General features: G+C 75.9%; 22 protein-coding genes. 19 read left to right on the top strand and 3 right to left on the bottom strand.

Annotated elements, in window-relative coordinates:
- The first annotated feature begins 50 nt into the window (after positions 1 to 50).
- The 15 genes from ACWPWW_RS03045 to ACWPWW_RS02975 all read left to right on the top strand — a co-directional run bounded on the left by ACWPWW_RS03045 (position 51) and on the right by ACWPWW_RS02975 (position 19,676).
- Positions 51 to 1,106: a substrate-binding domain-containing protein gene (locus tag ACWPWW_RS03045; RefSeq protein ID WP_454048869.1), complete on the top strand. Its 1,056-nt coding sequence runs from the start codon at positions 51 to 53 to the stop codon at positions 1,104 to 1,106.
- 109 nt (positions 1,107 to 1,215) lie between these two features.
- Positions 1,216 to 2,367: a Gfo/Idh/MocA family protein gene (locus tag ACWPWW_RS03040; RefSeq protein WP_454050384.1), complete on the top strand. Its 1,152-nt coding sequence runs from the start codon at positions 1,216 to 1,218 to the stop codon at positions 2,365 to 2,367.
- Positions 2,368 to 2,634: 267 nt separating this feature from the next.
- Positions 2,635 to 6,015 carry a PQQ-dependent sugar dehydrogenase gene (locus tag ACWPWW_RS03035; RefSeq protein WP_454048868.1) on the top strand — a complete coding sequence of 1,127 codons (3,381 nt, stop codon included), beginning with the start codon at positions 2,635 to 2,637 and terminating at the stop codon, positions 6,013 to 6,015.
- Between the two features lie 54 nt (positions 6,016 to 6,069).
- Positions 6,070 to 7,077 (top strand): sugar phosphate isomerase/epimerase family protein, encoded by a 1,008-nt coding sequence (locus tag ACWPWW_RS03030; RefSeq protein ID WP_454048867.1) that lies wholly within the window; start codon positions 6,070 to 6,072, stop codon positions 7,075 to 7,077.
- A 26-nt stretch (positions 7,078 to 7,103) separates the two neighbouring features.
- Positions 7,104 to 8,378, top strand: coding sequence for a hypothetical protein (locus tag ACWPWW_RS03025; protein ID WP_454048866.1), 1,275 nt, complete (start codon positions 7,104 to 7,106; stop codon positions 8,376 to 8,378).
- A 110-nt stretch (positions 8,379 to 8,488) separates the two neighbouring features.
- Entirely contained in the window at positions 8,489 to 9,601 is a 1,113-nt protein-coding gene (locus ACWPWW_RS03020; protein ID WP_454048865.1) for a hypothetical protein, read from the top strand.
- Between the two features lie 83 nt (positions 9,602 to 9,684).
- A complete protein-coding gene (locus ACWPWW_RS03015) occupies positions 9,685 to 10,695 on the top strand; it encodes a sugar phosphate isomerase/epimerase family protein (protein ID WP_454048864.1) in 1,011 nt (336 codons plus the stop codon).
- Positions 10,692 to 11,864, top strand: a complete 1,173-nt coding sequence (locus tag ACWPWW_RS03010; RefSeq protein WP_454048863.1) for an inositol-3-phosphate synthase — start codon at positions 10,692 to 10,694, stop codon at positions 11,862 to 11,864. Before ACWPWW_RS03015 ends, ACWPWW_RS03010 begins: the two co-directional genes overlap by 4 nt.
- Positions 11,861 to 12,775: an SCO3242 family prenyltransferase gene (locus ACWPWW_RS03005; RefSeq protein WP_454048862.1), complete on the top strand. Its 915-nt coding sequence runs from the start codon at positions 11,861 to 11,863 to the stop codon at positions 12,773 to 12,775. The genes ACWPWW_RS03010 and ACWPWW_RS03005 overlap by 4 nt, the downstream gene beginning before the upstream one ends.
- The gene (locus tag ACWPWW_RS03000) at positions 12,772 to 13,683 is read left to right on the top strand and encodes a sugar phosphate isomerase/epimerase family protein (protein WP_454048861.1); all 912 of its coding nucleotides are present in this window, start codon (positions 12,772 to 12,774) and stop codon (positions 13,681 to 13,683) included. The genes ACWPWW_RS03005 and ACWPWW_RS03000 overlap by 4 nt, the downstream gene beginning before the upstream one ends.
- Positions 13,684 to 13,726: 43 nt before the next feature.
- Positions 13,727 to 14,482: an EboA domain-containing protein gene (locus ACWPWW_RS02995; protein WP_454048860.1), complete on the top strand. Its 756-nt coding sequence runs from the start codon at positions 13,727 to 13,729 to the stop codon at positions 14,480 to 14,482.
- Positions 14,483 to 14,510: 28 nt separating this feature from the next.
- A complete protein-coding gene (locus ACWPWW_RS02990; protein WP_454048859.1) occupies positions 14,511 to 15,386 on the top strand; it encodes a TatD family hydrolase in 876 nt (291 codons plus the stop codon).
- Entirely contained in the window at positions 15,383 to 16,582 is a 1,200-nt protein-coding gene (gene eboE, locus ACWPWW_RS02985) for a metabolite traffic protein EboE (protein ID WP_454048858.1), read from the top strand. The genes ACWPWW_RS02990 and eboE overlap by 4 nt, the downstream gene beginning before the upstream one ends.
- The gene (locus ACWPWW_RS02980) at positions 16,579 to 17,994 is read left to right on the top strand and encodes an alkaline phosphatase family protein (protein WP_454048857.1); all 1,416 of its coding nucleotides are present in this window, start codon (positions 16,579 to 16,581) and stop codon (positions 17,992 to 17,994) included. Before eboE ends, ACWPWW_RS02980 begins: the two co-directional genes overlap by 4 nt.
- A gap of 224 nt (positions 17,995 to 18,218) precedes the next feature.
- Positions 18,219 to 19,676, top strand: coding sequence for an RNB domain-containing ribonuclease (locus tag ACWPWW_RS02975; RefSeq protein WP_454050383.1), 1,458 nt, complete (start codon positions 18,219 to 18,221; stop codon positions 19,674 to 19,676).
- 111 nt (positions 19,677 to 19,787) lie between these two features.
- Here ACWPWW_RS02975 and ACWPWW_RS02970 read toward each other — a convergent pair whose 3' ends face one another.
- Positions 19,788 to 20,207, bottom strand: coding sequence for a GNAT family N-acetyltransferase (locus tag ACWPWW_RS02970; protein ID WP_454048856.1), 420 nt, complete (start codon positions 20,205 to 20,207; stop codon positions 19,788 to 19,790).
- A gap of 91 nt (positions 20,208 to 20,298) precedes the next feature.
- On the opposite strand from ACWPWW_RS02970, the gene ACWPWW_RS02965 reads away from it, so the two are divergent.
- The gene (locus ACWPWW_RS02965; protein WP_454048855.1) at positions 20,299 to 20,595 is read left to right on the top strand and encodes a hypothetical protein; all 297 of its coding nucleotides are present in this window, start codon (positions 20,299 to 20,301) and stop codon (positions 20,593 to 20,595) included.
- A gap of 22 nt (positions 20,596 to 20,617) precedes the next feature.
- On the opposite strand, the gene ACWPWW_RS02960 is transcribed toward ACWPWW_RS02965, so the two are convergent.
- Together ACWPWW_RS02960 and ACWPWW_RS02955 are read right to left on the bottom strand one after the other, a co-directional pair.
- Positions 20,618 to 21,754, bottom strand: coding sequence for a hypothetical protein (locus tag ACWPWW_RS02960; protein ID WP_454048854.1), 1,137 nt, complete (start codon positions 21,752 to 21,754; stop codon positions 20,618 to 20,620).
- Positions 21,755 to 21,765: 11 nt separating this feature from the next.
- Positions 21,766 to 22,074, bottom strand: a complete 309-nt coding sequence (locus ACWPWW_RS02955) for a hypothetical protein (RefSeq protein ID WP_454048853.1) — start codon at positions 22,072 to 22,074, stop codon at positions 21,766 to 21,768.
- A 104-nt stretch (positions 22,075 to 22,178) separates the two neighbouring features.
- Here ACWPWW_RS02955 and ACWPWW_RS02950 point away from each other — a divergent pair, with 104 nt between their 5' ends.
- From ACWPWW_RS02950 to ACWPWW_RS02940, 3 genes are read left to right on the top strand one after another with little or no spacing between them, the layout of a single operon-like run.
- Positions 22,179 to 22,712 carry a hypothetical protein gene (locus ACWPWW_RS02950; protein WP_454048852.1) on the top strand — a complete coding sequence of 178 codons (534 nt, stop codon included), beginning with the start codon at positions 22,179 to 22,181 and terminating at the stop codon, positions 22,710 to 22,712.
- Positions 22,709 to 23,011, top strand: a complete 303-nt coding sequence (locus ACWPWW_RS02945) for a hypothetical protein (RefSeq protein ID WP_454048851.1) — start codon at positions 22,709 to 22,711, stop codon at positions 23,009 to 23,011. Before ACWPWW_RS02950 ends, ACWPWW_RS02945 begins: the two co-directional genes overlap by 4 nt.
- Positions 23,008 to 24,780: an alpha/beta hydrolase gene (locus ACWPWW_RS02940; protein WP_454048850.1), complete on the top strand. Its 1,773-nt coding sequence runs from the start codon at positions 23,008 to 23,010 to the stop codon at positions 24,778 to 24,780. Before ACWPWW_RS02945 ends, ACWPWW_RS02940 begins: the two co-directional genes overlap by 4 nt.
- The last annotated feature ends 136 nt before the right edge of the window (positions 24,781 to 24,916 follow it).

Raw genomic sequence — 24,916 nt, 5'->3', positions numbered from 1 at the left:
CCGGTCGCGCCATCCCGCTCCGCCCGCTGGACATCGTCGAAGGAGATCCCATGTCCGCCAGCCGCACCACGCGCCGCAACCGCACCCTCGCGTCCGTCGCCGTGCTGTCCGTCGCGTTCCTCACCGCGTGCACCTCCAACACGCCGACCGAGGAGGACGAGGGCGGCGCCGAGGCCGCCCCGGTCGCCGTCTCGGACAACGACGAGGCCGGTGACACGGTCGTCATCGGCTTCTCCGCCCCCGCGGCCGACCACGGCTGGATGGGCGCGATCACCGCGGCCGCCGAGGCCGAGGCCGAGAACTACGAGGACGTCGAGCTCCGGGTCGCGGAGGGCACCAACGACGTCAACGTGCAGATCAGCCAGATCGAGGGCTTCATCAACGACGGCGTCGACGCGATCGTGCTGCTGCCGTTCGACGGCGGCGCGCTGACCGACGTCGCCACCCAGGCGATGGAGGCCGGCATCCCGGTCATCAACGTCGACCGGGAGTTCTCCAGCCCGTTCGCGTCCCGGGCCACCGTGCTCGGCGACAACTACGGCATGGGCGTCTCGGCCGGCACGTACATCTGCGAGCAGCTGGGCGACAACCCGGATGCCGTGGTCGCCGAGATCGCCGGCATCGACTCGCTGCCGCTGACCCAGGACCGCAGCCAGGGCTTCGCGGACGCGCTGGACGGCTGCGGCCTCGAGGTGAGCAACCGCGTCGCCGCCGACTTCACCGTGCAGGGTGGCGAGCAGGCCGCGGCGAACCTGCTGCAGGCGGCCCCGCAGATCGACGCCATCTGGAACCACGACGACGACCAGGGCGTGGGCGTCATGGCCGCGATCGAGAACGCCGGCCGCGACGAGTTCTTCATGGTCGGCGGCGCCGGCTCGGCGAACGTGATGCGGGAGATCCAGGCCGGCGACTCGGTCCTGCAGGCGACGGTCATCTACCCGTCCACGCAGGCCGCGGACGGCATCAAGCTGGCCCGGCTGGTGGCCCACGACAAGTCGATGAGCGACCTGGCGTCGGCCGGCGTGCCGCGCACGATCCAGCTGTACGCGCCCGTGGTCACGGCGGACAACGTCGACCAGTACATCGACTCGGCCTTCGAGTCCTGATCCCGGCCGCGGCGGGGCGGGCCGGTCCAGGGCCGGCCCGTCCCACCGCGCTCACCCGAGGGAGGGTCTCGTGACTGACGAGACGACTGCCGCGCCGCTCGGCGTCGGCATGGTGGGGTACGCGTTCATGGGCGCCGCGCACTCGCAGGCGTGGCGCACCGCCCCGCGGTTCTTCGACCTGCCGCTCACCCCGGTCATGCGGGTGCTCGGCGGCCGCGACGCCGCCGCGGTGAAGTCCGCCGCGGAGCGGCTCGGCTGGCAGGACACCGCCACGTCGTGGCATGACCTGGTGGCCCGGGACGACGTCGACCTGGTCGACGTGTGCACGCCCGGCCACACCCACGCCGAGATCGCGATCGCCGCGCTCGAGGCGGGCAAGCACGTGCTGTGCGAGAAGCCGCTGGCCAACACGGTCGCGGAGGCGGAGACCATGGTCGCCGCCGCCGAGGCCGCGGCGGCCCGCGGGGTGCGGTCGATGGTCGGCTACACCTACCGCCGGGTCCCGGCGGTGCAGCTCGCACGGCAGCTGGTCGCGGACGGCCGGATCGGTCCCGTGCGGCACGTGCGCGTGCAGTACCTGCAGGACTGGCTGGCCGACGCGGAGGCGCCGCTGTCGTGGCGGCTCGACAAGCAGGCGGCCGGCTCCGGCGCGCTGGGCGACATCGGCTCGCACGCGGTCGACCTCGCGCAGTTCATCACCGGCGAGCGCCTGACCGGCGTCTCCGCGGTCCTGGAGACCTTCGTGCACGAGCGCCCCGTCGCGTCCGAGTTCGCGGGCCTGCACGGCACGGCCGGCGGCCCGGACGCGGCGCGCGGCCCCGTCACCGTCGACGACGCCGCCGTGTTCCTCGGCCGGCTGTCCGGCGGCGGCCTCGGCGTCTTCGAGGCCACCCGGTTCGCCACCGGCCGCAAGAACGCCATCCGCCTCGAGGTGAACGGCGAGCGCGGCTCGCTGTCCTTCGACTTCGAGGACATGAACGTCCTGCACTTCTACGACGCCCAGGAGGACGCCGCCACCGCGGGGTTCCGCCGGATCGTCGTGACGGAGCCGCAGCACGCCTACATCGCCCAGTGGTGGCCGGCCGGCCACGGGCTGGGCTACGAGCACGCGTTCACCCACCAGGTCGTCGACCTGGTGGGAGCCATCGCCGCGGGCAGGGACCCGGCGCCGTCGTTCGCCGACGGCCTGGCGGTCCAGCGGGTGCTCGACGCCGTGGAGCGCAGCGCGGCCGACGACAGCCGGTGGGTGCCGCTGGGCTGAGCGCCCGGCGGTGCCCCCGGTGCACCACAGCACCAGACGCACCACAGCAGGCAGCACGTGACGGCTCACCGCTCGAGGGGAGGTGGGGACCTGCGCCACGGCCGGCGACGACGCCGGTCACGCAGGAGGTCGGGTCCCGGCATTCGTGGGGACGACGCAGAACCCGACCTCTGTGACGAGATCCCGTAAGGAGCTGCATCACTCATGAATCGTACGCAGCCGCGGTCGCACCGCGGCCGGAGATCGGTGGGTTTCACCCTCGCCTGGGTGCTCACCGCGAGCGGGCTGGCGCTCGGCGCCGGACCTGCTCTGGCCCACGACGGCGTGGACCACGGAGCCGAGCCCGGCGCAGAGGCCGCGCTCGACTGGAGCAACTACGAGAAGACCACCCTCACCAAGGACGTGGGGGAGCCGCTGGACCTGGCGGTGCTGCCCGACGGCCGGGTGCTGCACACCGCCCGCAACGGCGACGTGCGCCTCACCGACCCGAGCACGGGCGTCACCCGGATCACCAACACGATCCCCGTGTACGCCAACTCGGAGGACGGTCTGCAGTCCGTCGGGCTCGACCCCGACTTCGAGGAGAACGGCTGGGTGTACCTGGTGTACGCACCGCCCGGGAACACCCCGGCGGGCGCGGCACCGAACACCCTGCCCGCCGGTGCCGACGAGTCCTACTGGGACCAGTGGAAGGGCGTGAACCGCCTGTCGCGGTTCCAGTGGACCGGCGACGGCCTCGACCTGGCCTCGGAGCAGAAGATCCTCGACGTCGAGGTCCAGCGCGGGCAGTGCTGCCACGTGGGCGCCGACTTCGACTGGGACGCCGACGGCAACCTGTACCTGGGCACCGGCGACAACACGCCGGCCGGCACGCCGGGCGCCAACGGGTTCGCGCCGAACAACGACGCGCCCGGCATGAACCCCGGCTTCGACTCGCGTCGTGGCGCCGGCAACACGAACGACCTGCGCGGCAAGATCCTGCGGATCCACGTCGAGGAGGACGGCTCGTACACGATCCCGGAGGGGAACCTGTTCCCCGAGGGCACCGCGAACACCCGCCCGGAGATCTTCGTGATGGGCGTGCGGAACCCGTTCAAGCTGGACGTCGACCCGGAGACGAGCTCGCTCACCTGGGGCGACTACGGCCCGGACGCCACGTCCGCCGCCGCCGCGACCGCCGGCCGCGGCCCGATGGGCCTGGTCGAGTGGAACGCGGTCGGCCTGGACGACCCGCACAACTCGGGCTGGCCGTACGTGACCGGCGACAACTTCGCCTACAACGACTGGGACTTCGCCACGGGCACGCCGGGAGCGTTCTTCGACCCGGCGAACCTGAAGAACGAGTCCCGGTGGAACACCGGCCTGGTGGACCTGCCCCCTGCGCGCCCGGCCACCCTCTACTACGGGGACGCCGTCGGCGACCAGCCGTGGCCCGAGCTCGTGAGCTTCGGCACCGGCACCGGCCAGGGCCCGATGGGCGGCCCGGTCTACCACCGGCCCGCCGACGCCGGACCGGACGCCTGGCCGGCGTACTGGGAGGGCAAGGCGTTCTTCGGCGAGTTCTCGCAGGACTACATCGCGGCGTTCACGGTCGACTGGGACGCGTTCGACGTCACGCACATCGAGGACGTCACGCCGAACGCGGCGATCACCGCCGGTGGCTGGCCGCCGATCGACAACCCGATGGACATCGAGTTCGGTCCGGACGGGTCGATGTACGTGCTGGACTACGGCGACGGCTTCTTCCGGGCCAACCCCGACGCGGGGCTGTACCGGATCGCCTACGCCGAGGGCAACAAGGCCCCGCGGGCCTCGTTCACGGCGACCCCGACGTCCTCGTCGTCCGCCCCGCTCACGGTGGAGTTCGACGCCTCCGGCTCGTCCGACCCCGAGGGCGCGGCGCTCACCTACGAGTGGGACTTCGACGGCAACGGGACGTTCGACGCCACCGGCGTGACGGCCGAGCACACCTACACCAGCATCGCGGCCTACGCGGCACGGCTGCGGGTGACGGACGCCGAGGGCAAGTTCACGCTCACCTCGCGCACCATCTCGGTCGGCAACCAGGCGCCCGAGGTCACGGTCGCCTTCCCGGGTGACGGGGCGTTCTTCCAGTGGGGCGACGCGATCCCGTACCGGGTGACCACGTCCGACGCCGAGGACGGGACCGAGACCGTCTGCTCCCGCGTGTCCTGGACCTACGGACTGGGTCACGACGAGCACGCCCACCCGGAGGTCTCGGGCACGGGCTGCACGGGCGCCTGGAAGACGGACGCCAACTCGCCGGAGCACGGCCCGGGCGCGCTGCTGTACGGCGCGGTCGTGGTCACCTACCGCGACGCGGGCGCCAACGGCCTGCCGGCGGCGACGGGCGAGGCCACGGTCCGCCTGAACCCGAAGGAGCAGCAGGCGGAGCACGCCACCCGCACCGGTGTGACGGTCTACGCCGACGAGTCCGCGCTCGGCGGCAACGCCGTCCGGGGTCTCGGCACGGGGGACAGCCTGCGGTACGGCCCGGTGAACTTCGCCGGGATCGACGGGGCCGTCGTGCGGGCCAACGGCGGCGGGCAGGTCCAGCTCCGCTGGGGCGCCGCCGACGCGGCACCGTTCGCCACCGCCGCGATCCCGGCGGGCGCCGGGTGGAAGGACGTCGCGCTCACGTTCGACGCCCCCGAGGGCACCGGCGAGCTGTTCGTCACCTCGGCGGACGACCTGGCCGTGGACGCGATCACGATGACGGGCGCCGGCGCTGCCGACGTCACGGCACCGACGGTCGCGCACACCCTGGCCCCGGCGGCGCCCACCGGCGTCGGCGGCGTCTACACCGCGCCGGTGCGGTTCGCCGTGCAGCCCGCGGACAACGGGGCGCTGGCCAGCGTGCAGTACTCGCGCGACGGCGGCGCCACCTGGGTCAACCTGGCCGCCAACCAGCAGTACGGCGTGACGTTCTCCGAGAACGGCACGTACGCGCTGCAGTACCGCGCCACGGACACCGCCGGTCTGGTGTCCGCCGTGGGCACCGCGTCGTTCACGATCGACCTGGCCGCCCCCGAGGAGCCCACCGTCGACACCACCACCACGGCCACGGTGGCCGCGGCGCGGGTGCCGTACGGCGCCCCGGGTGCAGTGACCGTCGCCGTGGCGGCGGGCGACCAGACCGCTGCCGGTGAGGTCGTGCTCACGGTCGGCGAGACGGAGGTCGGCCGCGGCACGCTCGGCGCCGACGGCACGGCGTCCGTCGCGCTCGACCCGGCGCTGGGGGTGGGCACCCACACGGTGACCGCGTCCTTCGTCGGCGGCGAGGTGTTCAAGCCGTCCTCCGGCACGGTCCGGATCACGGTGGCCCGCACCACGTCCACCACGACCGCCACGGTGTCGCCGAACCCGGTCAAGCCGGCCGTCGCCGCCAAGGCGACGGTGCAGGTGGCCTCGGCCAGCGGCGCCGTCCCCACCGGGGACGTCACCGTCACGGTCAAGCGCAACAACGCGGTGGTCGCCACCGTCACCGGGACCCTCGACGCCACCGGCGCGAGCGTCGTCTCCCTCGGGCGCCTGCCCGAGGGCACCTACAAGGTCGACGTCGCCTACGGCGGCACGGCCGGCATCGCAGGCAGCACCACCAGCACCACCCTCACCGTCCGCAGCTGACCGCGCGCCGGCGGCCCGGGACACCCGGGCCGCCGGCCGTCTCGAAGGAGAGACATGAGCACGCACCAGCACGCATCCCTGCCCGACCGGCCGATGAGCCGGCGGTCCCTGATGAAGGCGCTCGCCGCCTCCACGGTGGCGGTGGGCGTCGGCACCGCCCTCGGCGCCCCGGCCGCGGGCGCCGCGGGGCCGCTGCCCGCAGCAGCGCCGGGCACCGGGCGCACCCGCCTGGTCCCGGCCAACCGCATCGGCATCCAGCTGTTCACGATCCGCGACAAGGTCAGCTCGCTCGGCTTCCGGGCCGTGTTCGAGGAGCTGGGCCGGATCGGCTACGCCGAGGTGGAGTTCGCCGGCTACACGCAGGGCAACGTCGGGCCCATCACCCCGGCGGAGATCCGCACCCTGCTCGACGACAACGGCCTCAAGGCGGTCGGGACGCACGTGGGCACCAACCTGCTGCGCACCGACCTGGCCAACCAGATCGACATCGCCCACACCCTCGGCATGCCGCACCTCGGCACCGGCAACGCCCCCACGGGCACCGCCACCAAGGAGGGCTACCTGGCCGCCGCGGAGGAGTGGAACGGCTGGGGCGCGCAGGTCAAGGCGGCCGGCCTCAAGCTCTACCAGCACAACCACGACGGCGAGTTCCGGTTCGACCCGGTCGACCCGTCGGTCCGGCTCTACGACGTGTTCTACGACAACACGGACCCGGACCTGGTCTACCTGGAGATGGACATCTACTGGGCGTACGTCGGGCAGCACAAGTACCCGGGGTTCGAGCCGGTCGACTACGTCCTGCGCAACCCGCGGCGCTACCCGCTGCTGCACCTCAAGGACGGCAAGGCCAACGAGGCCAGCGCCAACGGCTACGACATCATCGAGTTCGGCGCCGGCGACCTGCCCTACCAGCAGTTCCTGTCCCAGCTGCGCACCCGCGGCCAGCACTTCGGGCTCTACGAGCAGGACAACGCGTCCAGCACCGCCGTGCCCCCGAACCCGCTGAACTCGCTCGGCAACGCCGACCGCAGCTACGACGCCATCGCCGCCCTGCGCGGCTGAGCCCTCGAGATCACGGAGAGACGGACATGAAGCGGATCTACTCGGTCCCGGCCGCGCTCGTGGGCGCGTTCGGGCTGGTCGCCGTCGGGGCGACGGTGGCGCAGGCGGCCTCGGTCGACTGCACCACGGACCTGGGCGACCAGGTGATCAGCGGGGACCTCGTCGTCCCGGCCGGCGCCAGCTGCGTGCTGGCCGGCGCGACGGTCGAGGGCAGCATCACGGTCGGGGAGGACGCCTGGCTCGACGCGACCTCCGTGACCGTCACGGGCGACGTCGTCGCCACCGACCCCTACGGCGTCCTGCTGGACGGCACCCGGGTCGACGGCGACGTCAGCGCCTACACCACCGGGTCCCGGGTCGGGTTCCTCTACCTGAACGACCTGGCGGTGGGCGGCAGCGTCGCGGCCGGCGGTCTGGACGTGGAGATCACCGGCTCGGACGTCACCGGCGGCGTCACCACGCAGGCGGCGACCTACGTCGACCTGCTCCAGACGGGCGTCGGCGGCGACGTCTCCATCGCCGACTCGGCCTGGGGCGCGAACGTGGCCGGCGCGGTCGTCGGCGGCGGGCTCAGCGTGACCGGCAGCAGCCGGGACGTGCTGATCGGCTCGACGGCGACCGGCGAGGCCGACACCTGGGGCAACACCGTCGGCGGCGACCTCACCCTCACCGGCAACACCGCGAACCTCCGGGTCGCGGGCACCACGGTGCTCGGCACCGTGCGGCTCGCGGACAACGACCCGCTGGCGGCCTTCGGGCCGGGCAACACCGCGGGCGGCGTCGAGGGCGACCACACCGGCGACGCGCCGGGTGCGGTGGCCGGGGGCGACCAGGCCCTCGCCGTCACCGTCCCGGAGCAGCGGGCCGGCGAGCTCACCTGGTCCCTGGAGGGCTCCTCCGGCCTGGTGAACCTCGGCGTCGCCGAGGAGCTCGAGGACCGGTACCAGGCCACGGGCGAGCTCGTCCCGGTCCGGGTGCAGGACACCCGGGCGGGCGACCCCGAGTGGTCGATCACCGCGCAGGTCAGCGACTTCGCCGCCGGGGGCCAGACCCTGTCGTCGAAGTACCTGGGCTGGACGCCCGAGGTGCTCGAGAACGGCGGCGACGCCGTGGCCGGGCCCCCCGTGCCGTCCGGGTTCGAGGAGGGCGACGGGCTGTCCGTGGCCCGCACGCTCGCCGAGGCCGAGACCGGGCACGCCCGCGGCTCGTCCCTGGTCGGCGCCGACCTCGACCTGCAGCTCCCGCTCGACTCCCCGTCGGGCACGTACACCGCGACGCTGACGCTCACCGCGCTCAGCTGACCACCGACGTCCCCGCCCGCCCGCTCCTCGTCGTGGGCGGGCGGGGGCACCCACCCGAGCACCGCAGCCTCGACCTCTCCACCGTCACCGTCGACCACGGAGGCCTCGCCGTGACCCTGATCCGCGTCCCGTCCGCCCGCAGCACCCGGAGCACGCGCGCTGCCGTGGGTGCCGTCGGCGCCCTCGGCGTGCTGGCCGTGACCGCCCTCCTGGGCGCACCGGCCGCCGCCGCCGCTGCCGCGCCGCCCGAGTCCTCCACGCAGGTCTCCTGGGGCGTGCGCCCGGCGGACACGGTGCACGGCGCCGAGCGCCCCAACTTCGCGTACACGCTGCCCCCGGGCGGCACGCTGTCCGACGCGCTGGTCGTGACCAACCGCGGCGACGCCCCGCTCGCCCTCGACGTGTACGCCGCCGACGGCTTCCTGACCCCGGACGGGACGCTCGACGTGCTGGAGGCGGGGGAGGAGTCGACCGCGCTGGGCTCCTGGGTGGCCGTCGCCACCCCCGAGGTGGTCGTGCAGCCCGACGCGTCGGTCGAGGTCCCGTTCACCGTGACCGTCCCCGCCGATGCCCAGCCCGGGGACTACGCCGCGGGCGTCGTGTCCAGCCTGCTGGTCGCGAACGCCGAGGGCGTGACGGTCGACCGGCGGCTCGGCTCGCGGATGCACGTGCGGGTCAGCGGCGACCTCGTGCCGGCCATCGCCGTCACCGACGTGCGCGTCGACTACGAGGCCGGCGGCAACCCGGTGACCCCGGGCTCCGCGACGGTGTCGTTCACCGTGACCAACACCGGGAACGCGCGCGTCGCCCCCGCCGAGCAGGTGCAGATCTCCGGCCTGATGGGTCTCGGCCGGGCCCGCGCCGCGGCCGTCGACGTCCCCGAGCTCATCCCCGGCGCCTCCGTGCAGCGCTCGGTCGTCGTCGACGGGGTGTGGCCGCTGGTCCGCACCACCGCCCGCGTGGCGCTGGGCGGCGAGGTCGTCGCCCTCCCGGGTGCCGCCGAGGCCGCCGAGAACCCGCTGGTGCCGGGCGTCGTCGCCACCGCCGCCGCCTGGGCCGTCCCGTGGGCGGTGCTCGCGGCGCTGGTCCTGCTCGGCGTGCTGGTCGCGCTGCGCGTGCGCGCGGGCCACCGCCGCGCCGCCCGGCAGCAGCGCGCGGTGGACGCCGCCGTCGCCGCCGCGCTCGGCCGCCCGCAGGGACCCGAGGCGACCGACATGACCTGACCCGCATCCCCGCCCTTGCCGCCGCGACCGCGCGGCCCGCAGCATCGACTACCGCACCACCGCTCTCGACGAGGAGACGCACCATGGCACGCCCGATCACCCTGTTCACCGGCCAGTGGGCCGACCTGCCGTTCGAGGAGGTCGCCCGGCTCGCGTCCGAGTGGGGCTACGACGGCCTCGAGATCGCCTGCTGGGGCGACCACCTGGACCCGTGGCGCTGGGACGACGACGCCTACGTCGCCGGCCGCCTCGAGGTCCTCGACCGGTACGGCCTGAAGGTCTGGGCCATCTCGAACCACCTCAAGGGCCAGGCCGTCTGCGACGACCCGATCGACTTCCGGCACCAGGACATGCTGTCCGCGCACGTCTGGGGCGACGGCGACCCCGAGGGCGTGCGGCAGCGCGCGGCGGAGGAGATGCAGCACACCGCGCGCCTGGCGGCGAAGCTCGGCGTCGACACCGTCGTCGGGTTCACCGGCTCGTCCATCTGGAAGTACGTCGCGATGTTCCCGCCGGTGCCGGCCGCCGTGATCGACGCCGGGTACCAGGACTTCGCCGACCGGTGGAACCCCGTCCTCGACGTGTTCGACGAGGTGGGCGTGCGGTTCGCGCACGAGGTGCACCCCAGCGAGATCGCCTACGACTACTGGACGACCGTCCGGACGCTGGAGGCGATCGGCCACCGCGAGGCGTTCGGGCTCAACTGGGACCCGAGCCACATGGTCTGGCAGGACCTGGACCCCGTCGCCTTCCTCTACGACTTCCGCGACCGGATCTACCACGTGGACTGCAAGGACACGAAGAAGCGGATGCACAACGGCCGCAACGGCCGGCTCGGCTCGCACCTGCCCTGGGCGGACCCCCGCCGCGGGTGGGACTTCATCTCGACCGGCCACGGCGACGTGCCGTGGGAGGACGCGTTCCGGGTGCTCAACACCATCGGGTACACCGGGCCCATCTCGGTCGAGTGGGAGGACGCCGGCATGGACCGGCTGCAGGGCGCCCCCGAGGCCCTGGCGTTCGTGCGGCGCCTGGCGTTCGACGCCCCCGACGCGGCTTTCGACGCCGCGTTCAGCTCGAAGGACCGCGCGTGACCGCCGACGCCCGCGCCCGCACCGGCCTCTGGCTGGTCGGCGCGCGGGGCTCGGTCGGCACCACCGCGGCCCTGGGCCTCGCCGCCCTCGCGGGCGGGCACGCCGGCGCCGAGGGCTGCGTCACCGCGGGCGACGCGTTCGCCGGGCTGCCGATGCCGACCTGGGGCGACCTGGTGGTCGGCGGGCACGACGTCAGCGACGTGTCGATGACCAAGCGCGCCGAGGCGCTGGTGGACGCCGGGATGATCCCCGCGCCGCTGCTCGCCGCGACCGCGGCGGCCCTCGACGCCGCCGACGCCGAGGTCCGGCCGGGGCACCGTGGCGACCTCCCGCCGGGCCGCACCCAGCAGCAGGTCGCCGAGCAGCTGGCCGCGGACATCACCGGGTTCGCCGAGCGGCACGCCCTGGCGCGGGTGGTGGTGGTCGACGTGTCGTCCACGGAGCCGCCCGTCGAGCCCGTCCCCGAGCACACGGACCCGGTGGCGCTGGCGGCCGCCGTGCGGGAGCCGGGCCGCACGGTGCTGCCGCCGTCCTCGGTCACCGCGCTCGCCGCGGTGCTGGCCGGAGCCGCCTACGCCGGGTTCACGCCGTCGGCGGGGATGGGGCTGCCCGCCCTGCAGCGCCTGGCGCGCGAGCACGGCGTGCCCGTCACGGGGCAGGACGGCAAGACCGGGCAGACCTGGCTGCGCACCGTGCTCGCCCCCGCGTTCACCGACCGCGGGCTGCGGGTGCTGTCCTGGGCGGGCACCAACCTGCTCGGCGGCGGCGACGGGGCGACCCTCGCCGACCCCGCGGCCGTGCGCTCCAAGCTCGCCTCGAAGACGCGCGGGCTGCAGGACCTCACCGGCTCGGACGTCACGCCGCTGCACATCGACCACGTGCCGGACCTCGGCGACGTCAAGGTGGCGTGGGACCACGTGCACGCCCAGGGCTTCCTCGGCTCGCGCCTCACGCTGCAGACCACGTGGTCCGCGTACGACTCCATGCTCGCCGCCCCGATGGTGCTCGACCTGGCCCGGCTGCTCGCCCTCGCGCACGCCGCCGGCGTCGGCGGGGTGGTGCCCGAGCTCGGGTTCTTCTTCAAGGACCCGTGGGGCTCCGACCGGCACGCCGCCGCGGACCAGGCGCGCGACCTCGTCGGCTGGGCCGGCCGGCTGGGGCGCGCGTGACGGCGACGCTCCCCGGGCTGGTGGCGGGTCCGGCCGCGCGGCCCTCGGCCCGGGACCACCTCGAGCTGGTCCGCGCACCCGCCGTGCTGACCGTGCTGGGCGACACCGTCGCCGGGGCGACCGCCGCCGGGCACCGCCTCACCGGCCGGCGGGCGCTGCTCCCGCTGGCGTCCGCCTGCCTGTACGCGGGCGGGATGGCGCTGAACGACTGGGCCGACCGGGACCTCGACGCCGTCGAGCGCCCCGAGCGGCCGATCCCGTCCGGCCGGGTCGCACCGGGGTACGCGCTGGGCGTGGCCGCCGGGCTGGGGGCGGCGGGGCTCGCGCTCGCGGCGGCGGGCGGTGGCCGGCGGTCGTTCGCCGTCGCCGTGCCGCTGGCCGCGTGCGTGTGGCTGTACGACGCGCGGCTCAAGGAGACGCCGGCGGGCCCGGTCGCGATGGCGGCCTGCCGGGGCCTCGACGTGCTGCTCGGCGCGGGGGCGGGGCACCTGCGCGCCGCCGCACCCGCGGCGGCCGCCCTGGCCGTGCACACCGCCGGCGTGACGGTGCTGTCCCGCGGAGAGGTGCACGGGACGACCCGCGCCGTCGCCGGAGCGGTCGCGGCCGCGTCGGTGACCGTGGCCGCCGGGGCGCTCGCGGGGGCGCGGCGCGGGGCCGCCGCCGGCACGGTGCTCGCCACCGGCACCTACCTCGCGACCTGCCTGCCCGCGCAGGTCCACGCCGCGACCACCCCGGACGCCCCGGCCGCACGCGCGGCGACCGGTGCCGGCATCCGCGCGATGGTGCCGCTGCAGGCCGCCTGGGCCGCCCGCGCCGGGCACCCGGTGGCCGCGGCCGTGCTGGGGGCCGTCGCCGCGGCCGGGACGGTGCTGCGCCGGCGCGCGGGCTCCCGGGCGGTGAGCGAGACGTGACCGGGGCGCAGGGGGGCCAGGGGAGCCAGAAGAGCCCGCTGCCGTTCCCGCTCGGCTACGGCACCAACGGCCTCGGCGACCACCCGCTCGACGTGGCGCTCGACTTGCTCGAGGAGTCCGGGTACGACGGGGTCGCGCTGACCCTCGGGTTCCCGCACCTGGACCCCTCGGCGCCCGCGTCGCAGGTCCGTGCGCTCCGGGACCGGCTCGCCCGGGCCCACGACGGCCGCGGACTGCGGGTCGTCGTCGAGACCGGCACCCGCTACCTGCTGGACCCGCGGCACAAGCACGCCCCGGCCCTCGTGGACCCGGAGGCCGCGCCCCGGCTCGCGTACCTGCGCCGCGCGGTCGAGGTCGCCGCCGGGCTCGGCGCGCCCGTGGTGCAGCTGTTCTCCGGCGTGCTGCCCGCGGGCACCCCGCCCGAGGCCGGACGGGACCGGCTGCGGGCCCGCCTCCCCGGGCTGGTCGCGCACGCCGCCGACCACGGGGTGCGCCTCGCGCTGGAGCCCGAGCCGGGGATGCTCGTCGAGACCGTCGGCGACGCCCTCCGGCTGCACGCCGACCTCGGCTCGCCGGCCGCCCTGGGGCTGACCGTCGACGTCGGGCACTGCCTGGTGGTCGAGCCGGGCGGCGTGGACGGCGCCCTGGACGCCGCCGGACCGCACCTCGCCCACGTGCAGCTCGACGACATGCCCCGCACGCACCACGAGCACCTGCCGTTCGGCGCGGGCGACCTGGACCTGCCCGGCGCCCTCACCGCCCTCGCCCGGCGCGTGTCCGACGGCTACGCCGGGATCGTCACCGTCGAGCTGCCCCGGCACTCCTGGGACGCCCCGCACCAGGTCCGCAGCGCGGCGGCGGCGATCCGGCACGCCTGGGCCGCGCACGCACCCCTACCCGCCCGCTGACCCGCTGACCACCCCTGACCACCCCTGACCGAGGGAGACCACCGTGACGCCGACGACGTCGTCCGACCCCGCCGCACCGCACGTGCCGGCGACACCACCCGCCCCGCTCACCCCGTCCGCCGCCCCGTCCGCCGCCCCGCCCGCCGCCCCGCTCACCGCCGTGGTGGCCGCGGCCCGGGCCCCGCACACCGGGTGGCTCGCCGACGCCCTCGCCGAGGTCCGGCGCGACCCCCGCGCCGCCGACCGCGTGCTCCCGCTGGCCGGGCGCCGCGTCGGCCGGGACCCCCTGCGCCCCGCCACCGACCCGGCCGGGGTGGTGCACGGCACGGTGGACGACGCCGCACGCGCCGCCGTCGTCCTGGAGCTGGATCGCACCCACGGCGGCGACGCCCAGGCGCTCGCGGACCACCTGGTCGCCCTGTACCGGGACGGCGACACCGCCGAGCGCCGGGGCGTCCTGCGCGGCCTCGACGCACTGACCGCGGCGGCCGGGGGAGCCGCGCTGCCCGGGCCGCTGGTGGCGGTCGGCCGCGACCTGGCCGCCGACGCGCTGCGCGCCAACGACACCTCGCTCGTGGCCGCGGCGGTCGGTCCGTTCGCCGCCGCGTACCTCGACCAGCACACCTGGCGGCACGCCGTCGTCAAGCTCGTGTTCCAGGGCACCAGCCTCGACGCCGTCGCCGGGCTCACCGACCGCGCCGACGCCGAGCTCGCCCGGATGGCCGGGGACCTCGCCGCCGAGCGCCGCGCCGCCGGCCGCCCCGTCCCCGCGGACCTGGCGCGCGTCTCCGCCCGCTGACCCCCCGACCCGAACCAGGAGCCCCGCGATGCGCATCTTCGACCCGCACGTGCACATGACCAGCCGCACCACCGACGACTACGAGGCGATGTACGCCGCCGGGGTGCGCGCCGTCGTCGAGCCCGCGTTCTGGCTCGGCCAGCCCCGCACGAGCGTCGGCTCGTTCCGCGACTACTTCGACGCCCTGCTGGGGTGGGAGCGGTTCCGGGCTGCGCAGTTCGGCATCCGGCACCACGCGACCATCGGCCTCAACCCGAAGGAGGCCAACGACCCGCGCTGCCGCGAGGTCCTCGACCTGCTGCCGCGCTACCTCACCAAGGACGGCGTGGTCGCCGTCGGCGAGCTCGGCTACGACGCCATGACCCCCGAGGAGGACGACGTCTTCGCCCAGCAGCTCGCGATGGCCGACGACGCCGACCTGCCGGTGCTCGTGCACACGCCCCACCGGGACAAGCAGGCCGGGACCGCCCGGACGCTGGACGTCGTGCGCGAGTCCGGGCTCGCACCCGAGCGCGTGCTGGTCGACCACCTCAACGAGACCACGGTCGCCGCCGTGCGGGACGCGGGAGCCTGGGCGGGGTTCTCCATCTACCCCGACACCAAGATGGACGAGGCCCGCATGGTCGCCCTGCTGCGGCAGTACGGCACCGACCGGATGATCGTGAACTCCGCCGCCGACTGGGGCCGCTCCGACCCCCTCAAGACCTGGCGCACCGGGATGACGATGCTCGAGGCCGGCTTCTCCGAGGACGACGTCGACCAGGTGCTGTGGCGCAACCCCGTCGCGTTCTACGGCCAGTCCGGCAACCTCCTGCTCGACCCGGTGCCCGGGTTCGTCCCGGGCGAGGTCCCCGCGCCCGCGACCTTCGAGGGCTCCTCCGTGCTGCGCGGGGTCCGCGCATGACGGGGATGCCGCTGTCCTACTGCACCAACGTCCACCCCGCCGAGGACCTGGACGGGGTGCTGGAGCAGCTCGCCCGGTACGCCGGTCCCGTCCGTGTTGCCGCCGGGCTGGACACCCTCGGCGTCGGGCTCTGGCTGCCTGCCGGCCTCGCGCACCGCCTCGCCGCGAGCCCCGCCGACCGCGCCCGGCTCCGGGACGCCCTGGCGGCGCAGCGGCTCACCGTGCACACCCTCAACGCCTTCCCCTACGGGGGGTTCCACGCCGACGTCGTCAAGCACGCCGTCTACCGGCCCACGTGGGCCGAGCCCGCCCGCGCCGCCTACACCCTCGCCTGCGCCGAGGTGCTCGCCGACCTGCTGCCGGACGGCGTCGACGGGTCGATCTCGACCCTCCCGCTCGCCTGGCGCGAGCCCTGGACCCCCGCGGACGACGCGGCGGCCACCGTGGCGCTCGCGGACGTGTCCGCCGGGCTGCGGGACCTCGCCGCCCGCACCGGCCGCACCGTGCGGCTGGCCGTCGAGCCCGAGCCCGGCTGCGTGCTCGACACGGTCGACGACGTCGCCGGCTGGCTCGGCGACCGCCTCGGCACCGGCTCCGGGCGCATCGACCCCGAGCACGTCGGCGTCTGCCTCGACACGTGCCACCTCGCGGTGTCCTTCGCCGACCCGGTCGCCGCCGTGCGGCGCATCCGGCAGGCGGGGCTGCGCGTGGTCAAGGTGCAGGCCTCCGCCGCCCTGCACGTCGCCGACCCCGCCGACCCGGGAGCGCGGGCCGCCGTCGCCCGGTTCGCCGAGCAGCGGTACCTGCACCAGGTGCGCGAGCACAGCGGCGGCACCGTGCACCCCGCCGACGACCTGCCCGAGGCGTTGACCGACCTGCCGTCCGCGGGCCCGTGGCGGGTGCACGTCCACGTCCCGCTGCACCACCGGCCCGCCGCGCCCCTGGCCGCCACCACCGACGTGCTGCGGGACGCCGTCACCGCCGTGCTGCGCGGCCCGCACGGCGACGAGGCGCACCTCGACGTCGAGACCTACACCTGGTCCGTCCTGCCCGGCGACCTCGCGGCCCGCGCCGCCGACGACCTGGTCGCCGGCATCGCCGCCGAGCTGCGCTGGGCCGTCGACCACCTGGACCTGCGCTCGTGGTGGGACGAGGACCTGCCCGGCGCCCTGGACGTCTCCCGGAGGACCGCATGACCACCCCGCTGCTGCTGCTCGACGTCGTCGGGCTCACCCCGCGTGCCCTGGCGCACATGCCGCGCCTGTCCCGGCTGGCCGCCAACGGCTGGCAGGCCGGGCTGCGGACCGTGCTGCCCGCCGTCACCTGCTCCGTGCAGTCGACGATGCTCACGGGCCTGGCCCCGGCGCAGCACGGCGTGGTCGGCAACGGCTGGTACTTCCGCGACCTCGGCGAGGTGCACCTGTGGCGCCAGCACAACCGCCTGGTCGCGGGGGAGAAGGTCTGGGAGACCGCCCGCCGCGCCCAGCCCGGCTACACCGCCGTGAACGTGTGCTGGTGGTACGCGATGGGCATGTCCACCGACGTCACCGTCACCCCGCGCCCCGTCTACCACGCCGACGGGCGCAAGTCCCCGGACGCGTACGTCCGCCCGCCGGCCCTGCACGACGACCTCGTGGCCCGGCTGGGCGAGTTCCCGCTGTTCCAGTACTGGGGCCCGACCGCGTCGATCGCCTCCAGCGAGTGGATCGTGGGCGCGACCCGGCACCTGATGGCCGAGCAGCGGCCCGACCTGACGATGGCGTACGTCCCGCACCTGGACTACGACCTGCAGCGGTACGGTCCGCTCGACCCGCGCGCCGACGCCGCGGCCGCCCGGCTGGACGTCGCGCTGACCCCGCTGCTCGACGACGCCGAGGCGAGCGGCACCACGGTGCTCGCCGTGTCCGAGTACGGCATCGAGCCCGCCGACCGGCCCGTGCACCTCAACCGCCTGCTGCGGGAGGAGGGGCTGCTGCACGTGTACCGGCAGGCCAACGGGGAGCAGCTGGACCCGTGGACCTCGCGCGCGTTCGCCGTCGCGGACCACCAGGTCGCGCACGTCTACGTGGCCGACGCGGCCGACGTGCCGCGCGTCGCGGACCTGCTGCGTGCCGTCCCGGGCGTCGACGAGGTACTCGACCGCGCCGCCCAGGCCCGGTACGGCCTGGACCACGAGCGGTCCGGCGAGCTCGTCGTGGTCGCCGAGCCCGGCGCGTGGTTCACGTACTACTTCTGGCTCGACGACGAGGTCGCGCCCGACTACGCGCGAGGCGTCGACATCCACCGCAAGCCCGGGTACGACCCGGCCGAGCTGTTCTTCGACCCGGCGGACCGGCTGGCGAGGGCGCGCGCCGGGCTCAACCTGGTGCGCAAGCGGCTCGGCCTGCGGTACGCGATGCGGACCACGCCCCTCGACCCCGGGTACGTCCGCGGCAGCCACGGCCGGCTGCCGACGTCGGCCGCGGACGCGCCGGTCGTGCTGTGCTCGGACCCCGACGTGCCGGCGACCGTCGCCGCCGCCCTCGCCGCGGGCGGCACGGTCCCGGCGGCGGCGATCCGCTCCACGGTCCTCGAGCTCCAGGGCCTGACCGCGCTGACCACGGGGTGAAGCGGCTCACCGCCCCGCCCGCACCCGCCCGCACCTCACGCCGAGGGTGCACGAACCCGGGCGACTTGCGACGGATGTCCGCAGGTTTCTGCGCCCTCACCGGCGAGGAGGCCCGGGGCTCGGCGGCTGTTCCGGCCGGACCGTCCCGGCCTTCGGGTCGTGCGACGGCGCCGAGCCGCGCCTAGGCTCGCGACGTGCCCCGACGCCAGGTGACGCTGCCGGCCGTGCCGGTCGAGCCCGCTCCCGACCCCCGCACCGTCGACGCCGCCGTGCGCGCGGGGCTCGTCGCGCTGCGGACGGAGCTCGAGGTGCCCGCCGCCTTCCCGCCCGACGTCCTCGCGGAGGTCGACCGGGTGCTGGCCGCCGGACCCGTCGGCGACCGCGCGGACGCCACCGACGTCCCGTTCGTGACCATCGACCCCGAGGGCTCCCGCGACCTCGACCAGGCCGTGCACCTCGAGCGCGCCGGCAGCGGCTTCCGGCTCCGGTACGCCATCGCCGACGTCGCCGCCTGGGTGCGGCCCGGCGGCGCGCTCGACGCCGAGACCCGTCGCCGCGTCGTCACCCTCTACGGGCCGGACGGCCGCACCCCGCTGCACCCGCCGACGCTCTCCGAGGGCGCCGCGAGCCTGCTGCCCGGCCAGGACGCGCCCGCGCTGCTGTGGGACGTGACGCTCGACGCCGACGGCGCACCCACCGACGCCCGGGTGACGCGCGCGCTGGTCCGCAGCCGCGCCCAGCTGACCTACGACGGCGCCCAGCGCGCCCTCGACGACGGCACCGCCGACGAGGTGCTGCTGCTGCTCCGCGAGGTCGGCCGGCTGCGGCAGGCCGCCGAGGTCGCCCGCGGCGGGCTCACCCTCCCGACGCCCGAGCAGGAGGTCGAGGTCGACGCCCGCGGCCGGTGGACGCTCACCAGCCGCGCGACCCTGCCCGTGGAGGACTGGAACGCCCAGATCTCGCTGCTCACCGGCATGTGCGCCGCCCGGATGATGCTCGACGGCCGGGTCGGCGTCCTGCGCACCCTGCCGCCCGCCGACCCCCGCGACGTCGAGCGGCTGCGGCGGTCCGCGCACGCGCTGGGCGTGCCGTGGCCGGACGGCGCCGACCACGCGACCGTCGTGCGGGCCCTCGATGCCGCGGTCCCGGCCGAGGCCGCGCTGCTCGCCGAGGCCACGACCCTGCTGCGCGGCGCGGCCTACGTCGCGTTCGACGGCGACCTGCCCGAGCAGACCGGGCACGCCGCCATCGCCGCCCCCTACGCCCACGCCACCGCGCCGCTGCGCCGGCTGGTCGACCGGTTCGTCGGGGAGACCTGCGTCGCGCTGAGCACGGGCGTGCCGGTCCCCGACGACGTGCGAGCCGCCCTGCCCGGGCTGCCCGCGCTGATGGCCGGGGGCGACCGGCGCGCCTCCGCGTACGAGCGCGGGTCGGTCGACCTCGTGGAGGCGGCCCTGCTCGCCGACCGGGTCGGCGAGGACTTCGACGGCGTGGTCGTCGACGCGCGCGAGGACGGCACCAGCGGGGTCGTGCAGCTGCGCGAGCCGCCGGTGCGCGGCCGGGTCGAGGGGGTCGCGCTGCCGGTCGGCACCGACGTGCGGGTCCGGCTCGCCGAGGCGACGGTCGCCTCGCGCACGGTCCGGTTCGTGCTCGACGGTGCCGTCGAGGACGCGCGCGCCTGACCTCTGGGTTCCCCGGGTTGCGACCTCCTCCCGTCCCGGGTGGACGATCCGGACCGACACGCCGACGGCGTGTCGGTCGCGATCTTCCACCCGAGCGCGCCGCGGCGCGCGTCAGGCCCGTGGGTCCACGAGGCGGGTCATCCCGACCATGTCGCCGGTGGCGAACCCCGCGGCCCGGTAGAGGGCGCCGCCCTCGGCGGTCGCGAACAACGACACGAACGCCGGCGCCGGCGCGCGCTCGGCGATCCGGTCGAGGACCCGGTCCAGCAGCGCCCGGCCCACCCCCTGGCCCTGGTGGCTCGGGAGCACCGCGACGTCCTGCACCGCGAAGTACTTCACGCCGTCCCCGACCACGCGTGCCATGCCGACCACCGCGCCGTCCCGCACGGCCACCACGCCGAGCGTCGAGCCCGCGAGCGAGGCGGGCAGCGAGGGCCAGTCGAAGGCGTGCTCCCACCCGACGGCCTCGGCGAGGCGACGGTGCTCGTCGGGCGTGGGGAGGCGGTCCTGGAGGGCGACGGTGCCGGTCATCGCCCCATCGTGCCGCGGCATGTCACGGCCGTGTGCGCCAGAGGTCCCGGTGCGCGCGCCCTCGGCGTGAGCCGGCGCTAGCGTCGTCGGCATGCCTGCGCCGAAGTCCGCCGCCGTCGCGGCGTCGAGCCAGTGGACCGACCCGGACGGGGTCCGGATGCCCGCGGGTGAGGTGCACGCGTGGGAGCAGGGGCACAACGAGACCCTGTGCGGCCTGTCGCTGCACCGGTCGTCGCTGACCCGCTTCCCGCACGTGCGCTGGGCCGACGTGCAGCCGGAGAGCGGCAAGCACGCCGACGAGGTCGGCCGCGTCTGCCCGCGCTGCGCCGCCGGGATGGGGCGACGGCGCGACGAGAAGCCGTGGCGCCGGACGAACCCCCGGCCCTGACCGTCCGCAGGGACCTGGACGCTCAGCGGGTCAGGAGCGGTGCCAGCGCCACCAGCACGGCGTCCGCGGGACGGCTCGCGCCGCTGACCTGATCGCGGTCCGCCGCGACCGCCGTCTGCACCGCGGCGAGCGCGTCGGAGAGCGCGGCGGCGGCGTCCTCGTCGGTCCCGTCCTCCGGCCGGCTGCGGACGAGCGCGGCGGCGGCCTCGATCGCCGCGGCCGTGGCCTCGCGCACCGTGCCGTCGCCGTCCGCGTCCGCGACGAGCGCCGTCACGGCGGCCGGCAGCTCGGCGCCGTCGGACGCGGTGCCCGCGGCGACCGTGCGGGAGGTCTGGACCGCGCGCCGCACGTCCAACGCGGCCGCGGCGGCGCCGTCGAGCGCACCGGCGTACCGGTCCTGGCGCTCCCGCCACGTCCGGTAGCGCTGCGCGGTCCAGTTGCCCCGGGCTGCCTCACGGGCGGACGCGACCGCACCCGACGCCGCCGTGCGGGCCGCGAGCAGGGTCGTGGTCGACGGCAGCTCCGCCTGGTTCTCCCGGACGGCGGCCGCCGACGCCTCCAGGTGGTCCGCGGTCGCGTCGCGGAGCCGCAGCAGCGCGTGGTCGGCGGGCGTCAGCGGCAGCGGCGGCAGGACCAGGTTCACGCCGACGCCGACGAGCGCCCCGGCCAGGGTCAGCCCGACGTAAGCGGAGACGTAGCCGACGGGGTCAGAGTCGCCGATGATCAGCACGAACAGCGCCGCGGTCGGCACCCACGACCCCATGTCGCCCAGGACGCGCCACTCGCTGACCAGGACCCCGACGAGCACGACGACGGCCAGCCCCGCGATCGCCGGGACGGGCAGCGCGTCGGTGACGCGGGCGATGACCGCGCCGAGCGCGATGCCCAGCACCGTCTGCGCCGACCGGAGCGTCGACCCGCGGACGGTGACCGCCGTCGCGATGACCGCGCCGAGCGGGGCGTAGTACGGGTAGTCGCTCCACGGGCCGGGGACCAGGCCGACGAGCAGCCAGGCGAGGACCGCCGCCGCGGTGGCGCGCAGGGCCCGTGCGACACCCGGCGCGCGGGCGAGGAACCGGGCGACCCGCCGCCCGGCGGCGGACACGGGCGCGAGGTGGACGCGCGGCACGCGCCGGGGCAGGGCAGTGGGGCGGGGCATCCGTCCCAGCGTCACCCGGCGGCGGCGCGGGCGCACTTCCGGCGGTGCCGCAGCTCCCGGAGCACGCCGTGCAGCACCACGTTCAGCGCGGCCGCGCCGATCGCGATGCCGACCGCCACCCCGCTCGGCCACGTGTCCGGCCCGAGCAGCGCGGGCAGCGACCACGGCAGGCCGAACGGGACGAGTGCGATCAGCGCGAGGCCGGCCCCGATGTTGGCGTCGTCCGTCACCTGGAGCGCGAGCACCAGGAGCACGACGGAGAGCACCACCACCGTGCCGGCGTGGACCAGGAGCAGGACGGGACGGCGACGAGTCGTCATGGACCCATCCTGCAGGTCAGGCGGGGGACGCCTCGTGAGATCCGTGGACCACGCGGCCTGTGGATGACGCGCGACGGGCGTGCTCGCTCGCCTAGGGTGGCGGCGTGACCGAGTCCGAGGACGCCCTGGCAGAGGCGCCGCTGCTGCGCCCCTTGCACGAGAGACACCCCGACGTCGACATCGTCGTGCTCCCTGCGGAGCCGCGGTCGGAGGCGGACCGGCTGCCGCCCGTGCCCGTCGACCCCGCGGTCCTGGACGCCGAGCGTGCGGTCGTCGACGGCGTCCTCGACGGCCTGCTGGGCGCCGTCGGGGCCACGACCGAGCCGACGACGACCTGGCGGTCGGCCGCCGAGCGCGGGTACGTCGTGCCGGTGGCCGAGGCCCGGCTGCCGTTCGGCGACGCTGCCGAGGGGATCACGCTGGGCCGTGCCGTCGGCGCGCGGCTGCGCGCGGAGGGGTGGGCCGGCGGGCTGCGCCGCACCGGCGCGACCGTCCTGCTGCAGGCGGCCCGGGACGACCGGTCCGTCCGGGTCGCGTGGCTCGACGACGCCGTCCTGGTCACCGTGCGAGGGCGGGACCTGGCGGTCGACGCCCCCACGGCCCGCGCGCTGGTCTCGGGCCGGGAGGAGGCGCGATGAGCGAGGAGTACGTCGTCGACGCCCTGACGCTGGGGCTCTCCGCCGACGACTGGACCGACCAGGGCTCGCGCGTGCGCACCGCCCGCAACCGGGTGGCCGACGCGAGCACGGCCGGGTTCACCCCGGCGGTGGCGGGCGCCGCCGCAGGGTGGACGTCGGCCTGGGGCACGATCGTCGGCGACGTCGCAGACCGTGCCGAGGCGGTCGGGGACCGGCTGACCGCGGCCGCGCAGGCGTACACGACGGTGGACATCGAGGCGCAGGACAGGTTCCAGGACTGGCTGGGGGGCACGCCGTGAACACCACGACGATCACCGTGCCGCCCGCCCTCGAGGCCGTGCCCCAGGTGGACGGCGACCCCGCTGCCGTCGCCACCTTCGCCGAGGACCTGCTGGCCAGCGCCGTCAACCTGGACGACTTCGACACCTTCGCCCACGACTCCGCGACCCTCGACGGCTGGACCGGCACCGCCGCGGACGCGTACGGCGCGCACGTGCGCGCTGCGGGCGCTGACGCGCAGGCGCTCGGCGTCGCGCTGCGCCAGGTCGCGCGTGCCGCCGACGACCACGCCGACGCCCTCACCGATCTCAAGCGCCGCCGGTCCGACCTGGTGGAGGCGCGGTCGTCGTACCACTCGAGCCGCGAGGACCTGCTGGCGGACATCCGCGGTGCGGGGGAGGTCGACGCCGCCGCGATCGCCGAGCTCGAGGACCGTGCGTCCACGCTCGGCACCCGGCTCGACGGGCTGCGCGGGGACGTCGACGCCCTGGTCCGCGACCTCGGCACCGCCGAGCGCGCGATGCTCGACGCGTTCGCCGCGTACTCGACCGTGGCGCAGGCGCGCGCGGCGGTCTCCGGCCAGATCGACCTGGCTGACGACGCGCTGGGCCGCCCCGGCTCCCCGGCATCCGGCGGGACCCCCGAGCAGGTCGCCGCCTGGTGGGCGTCGCTCTCCGAGGACGAGCAGCTGGCGGTCCTGGCCGCACGCCCCGAGCTGATCGGCGGCGCGGACGGCATCCCCGCGCAGGCCCGCGACCGCGCCAACCGGCTGCTGCTGGAGACCGACCTGGAGGCGCTGGAGCTGCGCGAGTCCCGCGGCGAGCAGCTGTACGGCGACCGGCAGGCGCTGGAGAACGCCCGCGCCGCCGAGACGGCGCTGGCCGAGGGGGCCGGGCGGCGGGACCCGGTCACCGGGGAGCCGCTCGTGCCGCTGCTGCACCTGTACGACTCCACGGCGTTCGGCGGGGACGGCAAGGTGGCCATCGCGTTCGGCGACCCCGACACGGCGGACCACGTGTCGGTGATGGTCCCGGGGCTCACCAGCCGCGGCACCGAGGCCAGCGGCAACGCGGAGGCGGCGTTCAACATCTACGAGTCCGCGCGCTTCTCGGATCCCGGCTCCAGCGTCTCGTCGATCATGTGGATCGGCTACGACGCCCCGAGCGACTGGGACTCGGCCACCGTGGCCGGTGAAGGCCGCGCCGAAGCAGGCGGCGAGCTGCTCTCCCGCTACATCGACGGCCTGCGGGCGTCGCGAGAGGGCGCACCCGCACACCTGACCGTGATCGGCCACAGCTACGGCTCGACCACCACCGCGCACGGGGCCACGGACCACGGTCTCGCCGCCGACGACATCATCCTGGTCGGCAGCCCTGGTGCGGGCGGCGGGGTCGAGCACGCCTCCGAGCTCGGCGTCGGCGCCGACCACGTCTGGGCCGGCAACAACAGCCGCGACCTCGTCGCCGCCCTGGCGGACGACGGCTGGGCTGGCGGCTGGATGCTGGGTGGCGCCGGACTGGGCAACGACATCGTCGAGGACGACTTCGGGGCCAACCGGTTCCAGGCGGAGTCGACCACGCGCGCCGACGTCTTCCGCAACACCGGCGACCACACCAAGTACTTCGACACGGAGACCGAGTCCTTGTTCAACATCGGGCAGATCGTGGTCGGGGACTACGACGAGGTGCTCCGTGCCGAGCACTCCTACGACCCCTGGTACGACGGCGTGCAGGACCCGGAGGCGTCACGGACGCCCAAGCCGGTCAGCGACCGGAGCCCGGAGTGGTGAGCCGCCGAAGCGGCTCCGCGGTGGCGGTGTGCCTCGTGGTCGCACTGGGCCTCTCCGGGTGCGGTGGCGGAGGCGCGTCAGCCGACGACCTGGCGGCGAGCCGCGATGCCGTGCTCGACGCCGCACGTCAGGACGT

This window comes from Cellulomonas sp. Marseille-Q8402 (assembly GCF_965119525.1).
This window is presented reverse-complemented; position numbering and strand designations above follow the sequence as displayed.

What these genes read in the sequence shown, in the direction of transcription:
- ACWPWW_RS03045 (WP_454048869.1), top strand. Translation starts at nt 51, where the DNA reads ATGTCCGCCAGCCGCACCACGCGCCGCAACCGCACCCTCGCGTCCGTC.
- ACWPWW_RS03040 (WP_454050384.1), top strand. Translation starts at nt 1,216, where the DNA reads ATGGTGGGGTACGCGTTCATGGGCGCCGCGCACTCGCAGGCGTGGCGC.
- ACWPWW_RS03030 (WP_454048867.1), top strand. Translation starts at nt 6,070, where the DNA reads ATGAGCACGCACCAGCACGCATCCCTGCCCGACCGGCCGATGAGCCGG.
- ACWPWW_RS03025 (WP_454048866.1), top strand. Translation starts at nt 7,104, where the DNA reads ATGAAGCGGATCTACTCGGTCCCGGCCGCGCTCGTGGGCGCGTTCGGG.
- ACWPWW_RS03015 (WP_454048864.1), top strand. Translation starts at nt 9,685, where the DNA reads ATGGCACGCCCGATCACCCTGTTCACCGGCCAGTGGGCCGACCTGCCG.
- ACWPWW_RS02990 (WP_454048859.1), top strand. Translation starts at nt 14,511, where the DNA reads ATGCGCATCTTCGACCCGCACGTGCACATGACCAGCCGCACCACCGAC.
- eboE (WP_454048858.1), top strand. Translation starts at nt 15,383, where the DNA reads ATGACGGGGATGCCGCTGTCCTACTGCACCAACGTCCACCCCGCCGAG.
- ACWPWW_RS02980 (WP_454048857.1), top strand. Translation starts at nt 16,579, where the DNA reads ATGACCACCCCGCTGCTGCTGCTCGACGTCGTCGGGCTCACCCCGCGT.
- ACWPWW_RS02970 (WP_454048856.1), bottom strand. Translation starts at nt 20,207, where the DNA reads ATGACCGGCACCGTCGCCCTCCAGGACCGCCTCCCCACGCCCGACGAG.
- ACWPWW_RS02965 (WP_454048855.1), top strand. Translation starts at nt 20,299, where the DNA reads ATGCCTGCGCCGAAGTCCGCCGCCGTCGCGGCGTCGAGCCAGTGGACC.
- ACWPWW_RS02960 (WP_454048854.1), bottom strand. Translation starts at nt 21,754, where the DNA reads ATGCCCCGCCCCACTGCCCTGCCCCGGCGCGTGCCGCGCGTCCACCTC.
- ACWPWW_RS02955 (WP_454048853.1), bottom strand. Translation starts at nt 22,074, where the DNA reads ATGACGACTCGTCGCCGTCCCGTCCTGCTCCTGGTCCACGCCGGCACG.
- ACWPWW_RS02945 (WP_454048851.1), top strand. Translation starts at nt 22,709, where the DNA reads ATGAGCGAGGAGTACGTCGTCGACGCCCTGACGCTGGGGCTCTCCGCC.